Source organism: Psychrobacter sp. UBA6739, from assembly GCF_002453835.1.
GTDB classification, from domain to species: domain Bacteria; phylum Pseudomonadota; class Gammaproteobacteria; order Pseudomonadales; family Moraxellaceae; genus Psychrobacter; species Psychrobacter immobilis_A.
This window is the reverse complement of the sequence record NZ_DKHR01000045.1, coordinates 21,589-28,467: the sequence shown is the minus strand read 5'-3', so window position 1 is coordinate 28,467 and position 6,879 is coordinate 21,589. Positions and strand designations below refer to the sequence as shown.

Genomic DNA, 6,879 nt, shown 5'->3' with positions numbered 1-6,879 from the left:
TTATGATTATGTTTGATGACCGTATCAGTAAGCATTTAATCTAAATGGCAGTTACACAGAATCTGGGATGGTCTCGACTAAACTATAGTATCTGAAGTATTAGTAACATCACCGTCAAGACAATTCCAATTCCAAAGCAAACTTTCATTCCCAGTGGCATATGCTTGAACGGTATTTGAGTCGTGCCATACAGGTGAAGCGTTTCAGCTTTGCTGATAGGATATAACGCTAAGCCTATTCCTAACATAAACATAAAAGGTAATATCACATATATTCGTGGCACCAATTGCGCATTGCCAGTGAATATATAGAATAAGGTAGCCGCTGATATCAACGCTATACCCATCCCTGCTAATCGCGCCATACTTCTAGATTTAGCAAATTGATCTGTTTGTTCGTTCATGACATATGTACGCTATTATTAAGTTATAGACAAGGCGTTTGTGCATTATGGCTTTGAAAGCGCGTAACGTTTTGATTCACCCTATGAACAACGATTATATAATTCAGTTACACAAAAGTCGATTAAAATAAATAAACTCAATTCTTCCCTGCAATCAATCCATAAAGCCAACTACCTATTTTATAAAATCCGACAACAATCAAAATAAGTACCACCGCTGCCAGCACATAGGCCAACCAAACAGGCACATTACTCAGCCAGCCAATCGTAAATGCCAAACCCATGTACGTCTCAACCGGCCAATTAACGATAGGTGTCGGCGAGCCAGCGTTAAACATGGTCATAAAGGCAATTATGCCAAGCACAGCAGTAATCAGTCCAGCGCGTTTACGATTATTCATCTTTTGCCTCTTTTAATTCGAACCATTTAATTAACATTCGATTATTTTTATTTTATCGGTACTCTTTGCATCTTATAAAAACCACGTTGTAAACTCATGGCTTAAGGGTAAAGCAGCTCTCATCATAGCATGATTATTTACGCTTATTATCTTACTCAAATTCAGCAGTAAATCTCATATTTTTAATTTTATACATTCTTCAGCCATTCATCAGCGCCACTTTTAACAATATTATGAAGAACGAACTTCTTTCTTGCCCTTTAAATTCTTAACAATCATAGCCATAATAGTTTCACAACTGGCTCGATACCTTATATTCAGCACTTAGTATTTAGCCCTTAGCTTCCATTATCTATCATTTAACTTTTTACTCATTTGCATCATTCTTATTTAGGAGAGATATTTTGACTCATTTATTATCGCCCCACAACATTGCTCGTAGCGCTCGTATATTACCAAAAGCACTATTAGCCGTGGCTGTTGGGCTAGCACTTGCCAGCTGTAGTAAGTCAGACAATACGGCGGCTGATGGTACAGCGGCGAGTGCTGAAACGCTCAATCTGTATAACTGGTCAGAGTATATGCCGCAAGAAATCCTTGACGGCTTTACTGAAGAGACAGGCATTCGGGTCAATTACACCACTTTCGACTCTAATGAAGCCATGTATGCCAAGCTTAAATTGCTCGATGACTCTAGCCAATATGACTTAGCCATCCCATCAACATATTATGTCGAAAAAATGGCCAAAGAAGGCTTGCTGCAAGAGCTCGATAAATCCAAATTGAGCAATTTTAAGAATCTTGATACGTCTTTTACCAATACCAAGGTTGATCCAGAGAACAAATACTCAATTCCTTATATGTGGGGCAGCACCGGTCTTGCCATTAATGGTGACAAGGTCGATCCTGCAACCGTAAATAGCTGGAACGATTTATGGCGTCCTGAGTATAAAGGGCAAGTGATGCTGATGAACGATATGCGCGAAGTGTTTGGCATGGCGCTATTGACCCTTGGGCATTCAGGTAATAGTAAAAATCCTGACGAAATCAAAGCCGCTTATGAGAAGCTCACGACCTTGATGCCAAATGTGAAGACCTTTAACTCGGATGCCTCGCGTATGCCTTATATGGAAGGCGAAACCACGGTTGGTATGAGTTGGAATGGCGAGGCAATTATCGCCAATAACGAAGGCTTGACCAGCTTGGTTTATAAATATCCAACTGAAGGCGCTATCTTGTGGATGGATAATTTTGTGATTCCGAAAAACGCCAAACAAGTCGATGCAGCCCACAAGTTTATTGACTACTTGCTGCGTCCTGAGAACTCTAAAATCGTCAGCGAAGAGATTGGTTATGCCTCGCCTAATATGGCTGCGCGTGAGATGATGCCAGAAGAGGTGAGAAACAATCCAACCATTTATCCGAGCAAAGAGGTATTAGCAAAAGCGGAATTCCAAGAAGATGTGGGCGATGAAGCATTGCAAGTCTATCAGCAGTATTGGGATAAGCTAAAAACTGGTCGTTAATCATTGTTTGTTGATAGCTATTTTAATAACTGTTACCGCAAAAAAAACGCTGACTTGGGAGAGTCAGCGTTTTTTATTTATTATTTATTTGCTGTTATTTAGCTTTTATAGTCGGTTCAATATAATTTGGATACAAGGAAGGCGAGCGAAAGTACTACCAATAGCAGACTAAGTGAACCTGACACCGTATCTGATTTATATAGGATTCACTATCTTTATAAGTGCAAATCGGTTTCACTACCTTTATGCTCGATACGGCGCTGCTCGCGGCGTTGATAGCGCAGACCGGAGGCGGCAAACCATTGCGGCTTAGTCGTTTGCAATAAATCACTAAGTCGCTGCAACTGTACTTGTAAGGTTTGGGTCAGCCAAAAATAGCCTTGCCATTCAAAGCCTAAGTTTTCTACGCTTGGATATTCTGATACGGCGATACGGGTAATAGGACGAAATACTTCATCATTTGGACTACGTAATACCGCCGCCATATGCTGCATCGCTTGCGTCAATTCGTGCTGATAATGGATAAGTAAAATATGATTTTCATCGTCAATCTCAATATTAGCCAAACGCGGTGCGGCACTTAACAGCAAATCAATGGTACCAATGATATTACGATGAGTACGCTGAATGGTTTCTAGTGTTTCCTTTTCAATACCCGATTCGCTAGCTGTCGCTGCGATATGCGGACGCACGGCAAGCAAACGCTTATTAATTTTTTGTAATGCTTTCACCAAGGATTTATTGACGGGTGTATCTGGTATAGAACTGTTCGATGGATAAATAATACTGGCCGAACTGGTCGCCTTACTATATTTAAACGGCTTGGGCACTAAGACATCCGCATCAATATGATTGCCAACCCCTGCATACAAATTGCTGCACGTCTCAAGATTACTGGCCAACAAAAACCGCCACATCAACGTCGATTTAAGCGGTAAAATTAACGTCGCGGCCACCGCTACTCCTGCACCAAGCAAAATATTGAACGCGCGATATAAGCCATCTTGGGCAATATTGCTGTGGTCAGGACTCGACACAATCATCAGCATGGTAATACCTGTCAGCAGACCGATATAGCCCAATTGCTTGACCGCCACATAACCGATGATGCCACTGATAATGCCAATCAGCCCATAATACAACCACAGCCAGCCACCGATATCTTTAATCAGCCATAAGAAGCTAAGCCCAACTACTACCCCAAGCAAAGTACCCAATATCCGCTCTTTAGCCTTGGTATAAATCGCCCCTTGATATTGTAACAAACCCAAAATCACAAACACGGTAATGGTCGTCCACTCACCATGCGGCAAGTGCGTAAACTCATTTAACAAGAGCGCAATAAGTACAGCCAGACCCAAACGTATGGCATGCAAAACATCTGCATGCTGATAACGGGCATAAGGCTCTACAAACGGGGCGGTAAATCGTTGCCAAAAAGTCGGTTTCACGCAGGATATCTCTTATAAGTGAAGGAATAAAAAATCGGTTAAATTCTAGCTACTGGCTTAACTATTGATAAAGTCATGATAAAGTCATGATCAAAAAATAACGCCTTTTACCTATTAAAAGATAAAAGACGCTGAAGGTCAAAACATGCTAGCACATAACGACAAAAAAACACCCTAACAACATCGCATTTGGCTATTGGTAACGCTGAAAGGTGCTGACAAATACTTGCCAGCACCTCCTATATTTACAAGTGTAAATCGGACTCGCCACCCTGCTCTTTCATTCTACGCTGCTCACGCCTTTGATAGCGCAGACCAGAAGCGGCATACCACTGCGGTTTGGTCGTTTGTAGCAGATCACTTAACTGTTGCAGTTGTGCTTGTAACGTTTGCGTCAACCAAAAATATCCTTGCCACTCAAACGTTGCATACTGTACGCTAGGATATTCTGATAGCGCAATACGCGTAATAGGTCGAAAAGTCTGATCGCCTGGACTACGTAATACTGCCGCGATATGCTGCATGGCTTGGGTGAGCTCGTGTTGATAGTGAATCAGTAGCGTATGATTATCATCGTCGATATCGATATTCGCCAAACGCGGTGCTGCACTGAGTAACAAATCGATGGTACCGATGATATTGCGATGGGTACGCTGAATCGTTTCTATCGTCTCTTTATGAATACCGGACTCGCTTGCTGTTGCAGCGATATGTGGACGTACTGCAAGTAGTCGCTTGTTTATTTGCTGCAGCGATTTTATCAACGCTTTATTAACAGGCATATCTGCAGTAGCGCTACTTTGAGGATAAAACAAGCTAGCTGAGCTTTTTGCCCTATTATAGACAATCGACTTGGGAGCCACTATTTCAGCATCGATATGATGTCCGACACCAGCATAAAGCGTACTACAGGCTTCTAAATTATTTGCCAATAAAAATCGCCACATCAACGTCGACTTTAGAGGTAAGATCACTGTCACCATGACCGCAATACCTGTACCGATTAAGATATTGAGTGCACGATAGACACCATCTTGCGCCATATTAACTTGATTCAAATTAGAGACGATCATCAGCATAGTAATGCCAGTGAGTAACCCAGTATACCCTAGCCGCCTGACCGAAAAATAACCAATAATCCCACTAATTATACCAATAAGCAGGTATTCTATCCCTAACCAAGCACCCGTCCCTTTATTGAACCATAAGATTACAAATGCCACGACAATACCCAAAACCGTGCCTAGTACTCGCTCTTTGGCTTTGGTATAAATAGCGCCTTGATACTGTAGCAATCCCAAAATAATAAAGACGGTGATCGTCGTCCATTCCCCATGTGGAAAACGGCTTATTTGATTGGCTAACAGCGCAAGTACAATGGCTGCACCGATACGTATGGCGTGCAAGATATCAGCGTGCTGATAGCGCGCATAAGGTTCAATGAATGGTGCAGTAAATCGTTGCCAAATTTTTGGTTTCACGCACAGGTACTCTTATTAATTGAAGAATATATAGTCAATGAAAAGTAATATCGAACCATCATGTACTGCTGATATCAAAAAAAACGTCTCTTACCTGTTAAAAGGCAAAAGACGTTTGAGATCGAAATAGAGTGTTCAATAATTGGATGTAAACCAAACCCATTATACCTCTAAGAAGTCCAAAATACCTTCAGCGGCTTCACGACCTTCCCAAATCGCGGTCACGACCAAATCAGAACCGCGTACCATATCACCACCAGCAAATATCTTGGGGTTTTTGGTTTGGAATTTAAAGGTTTGCTTTTCCGCTGCCAGCACGCGACCAGAGCTGTCCATTGCCACTTGCTGAGACTCAAACCAGTCAGCAGGGCTAGGACGGAAGCCAAAAGCCATAATTACGGCATCACATGGGATAATTTCTTCTGAATTAGGAATCGGCTCAGGACGTTGACGACCACGATTGTCTGGCGCACCCAAGTGAGTCGTGACGACTTTCACGCCCTTCACTTTACCATTCAAGCCAATGATTTCTGTCGGTTGACGATTGAATAGAAACTCAACGCCTTCCTCTCGAGCATTGACCACTTCGCGGCGCGAACCTGGCATGTTCTCTTCGTCACGGCGATAGGCACAGACTACTTGCTCAGCGCCTTGGCGAATACTGGTACGGTTACAATCCATCGCAGTATCGCCACCACCTAGCACCACCACTCTTTTACCCTTAAAGTCGATATATTCTTCAGGATTTTTTTCCCAATCGTTACAGCGATTGACGTTGGCAATTAGGTAATCTAGCGCATCATGAACGCCTTCTAGTTCTTCACCAGCAAAGCCGCCACGCATATAAGTGTAAGTACCCATGCCCATAAATACCGCATCGTACTCGCTTAACAGTTCATCAATACTAATATCAGTACCGATTTCTGTCTCAAGACGAAATTCCATGCCCATGCCTTCAAAGATGACACGGCGGTTACGCATAACGTCCTTTTCCATTTTAAACTCTGGAATACCAAAAGTCAGTAAACCACCAATTTCAGGACGCTTATCAAACACAACTGGTTTTACGCCGTTTCTAACGAGTATATCCGCACAGCCCAAACCTGCTGGCCCTGCACCGATGATCGCGACTTTTTTATCTGTCCAAACCACATCAGACATATCCGGACGCCAGCCAAGTGCAAAGGCGGTATCGTTGATGTACTTTTCGACATTACCAATGGTCACAGCGCCAAAGCCATCATTTAAGGTACAAGCGCCTTCACATAAGCGATCTTGTGGACAGACGCGACCGCAGACCTCAGGCAACGTATTGGTGCGGTGACACAATTCAGCCGCTTGAAATATCTGCCCTTCGGTGGCCAATTTGAGCCAGTTAGGAATGTAGTTATGTACAGGGCATTTCCATTCACAATAAGGGTTACCACACTCCAGACAGCGGTGCGACTGCTGCGCAACGGCTTCACTCTCAAACGGTTTATAAATTTCAACAAATTCCGTTGAGCGCGTGGCGATGTCTTTTTTGGTCGGCTCAAGCCGTGGTACATCTAAAAACTGAAAACTATTTTCTAAGCGTTTTGCCATGGTATTGTCTCTTTAATATGAGGCTTTTTATAT

The 6,879-nt window shown here is 42.7% G+C and carries 6 protein-coding genes; 1 reads left to right on the top strand and 5 read right to left on the bottom strand.

The window, feature by feature from the left end:
* Window positions 1-82 precede the first annotated feature (82 nt).
* Together B2575_RS10035 and B2575_RS10030 are read right to left on the bottom strand one after the other, a co-directional pair.
* Window positions 83-403 carry a hypothetical protein gene (locus tag B2575_RS10035; protein ID WP_296241771.1) on the bottom strand — a complete coding sequence of 107 codons (321 nt, stop codon included), beginning with the start codon at window positions 401-403 and terminating at the stop codon, window positions 83-85.
* A 137-nt stretch (window positions 404-540) separates the two neighbouring features.
* Window positions 541-804: a hypothetical protein gene (locus B2575_RS10030; RefSeq protein ID WP_238034000.1), complete on the bottom strand. Its 264-nt coding sequence runs from the start codon at window positions 802-804 to the stop codon at window positions 541-543.
* 404 nt (window positions 805-1,208) lie between these two features.
* Between B2575_RS10030 and B2575_RS10025 the strand changes: the two genes are divergently transcribed.
* Complete coding sequence (locus tag B2575_RS10025; protein ID WP_296241768.1) at window positions 1,209-2,330, top strand: ABC transporter substrate-binding protein; 1,122 nt, start codon at window positions 1,209-1,211, stop codon at window positions 2,328-2,330.
* Between the two features lie 215 nt (window positions 2,331-2,545).
* Here the strand turns inward: B2575_RS10025 and B2575_RS10020 are convergent, their stop codons facing one another.
* From B2575_RS10020 to B2575_RS10010, 3 genes are all read right to left on the bottom strand, one after another.
* On the bottom strand, window positions 2,546-3,781 hold the full coding sequence (locus tag B2575_RS10020; RefSeq protein WP_296241767.1) for an FUSC family protein: 1,236 nt from the start codon (window positions 3,779-3,781) through the stop codon (window positions 2,546-2,548).
* A 245-nt stretch (window positions 3,782-4,026) separates the two neighbouring features.
* Window positions 4,027-5,262 (bottom strand): FUSC family protein, encoded by a 1,236-nt coding sequence (locus B2575_RS10015; RefSeq protein ID WP_296241765.1) that lies wholly within the window; start codon window positions 5,260-5,262, stop codon window positions 4,027-4,029.
* Between the two features lie 162 nt (window positions 5,263-5,424).
* Window positions 5,425-6,846 carry a glutamate synthase subunit beta gene (locus B2575_RS10010; RefSeq protein ID WP_296241763.1) on the bottom strand — a complete coding sequence of 474 codons (1,422 nt, stop codon included), beginning with the start codon at window positions 6,844-6,846 and terminating at the stop codon, window positions 5,425-5,427.
* Window positions 6,847-6,879: the final 33 nt, after the last annotated feature.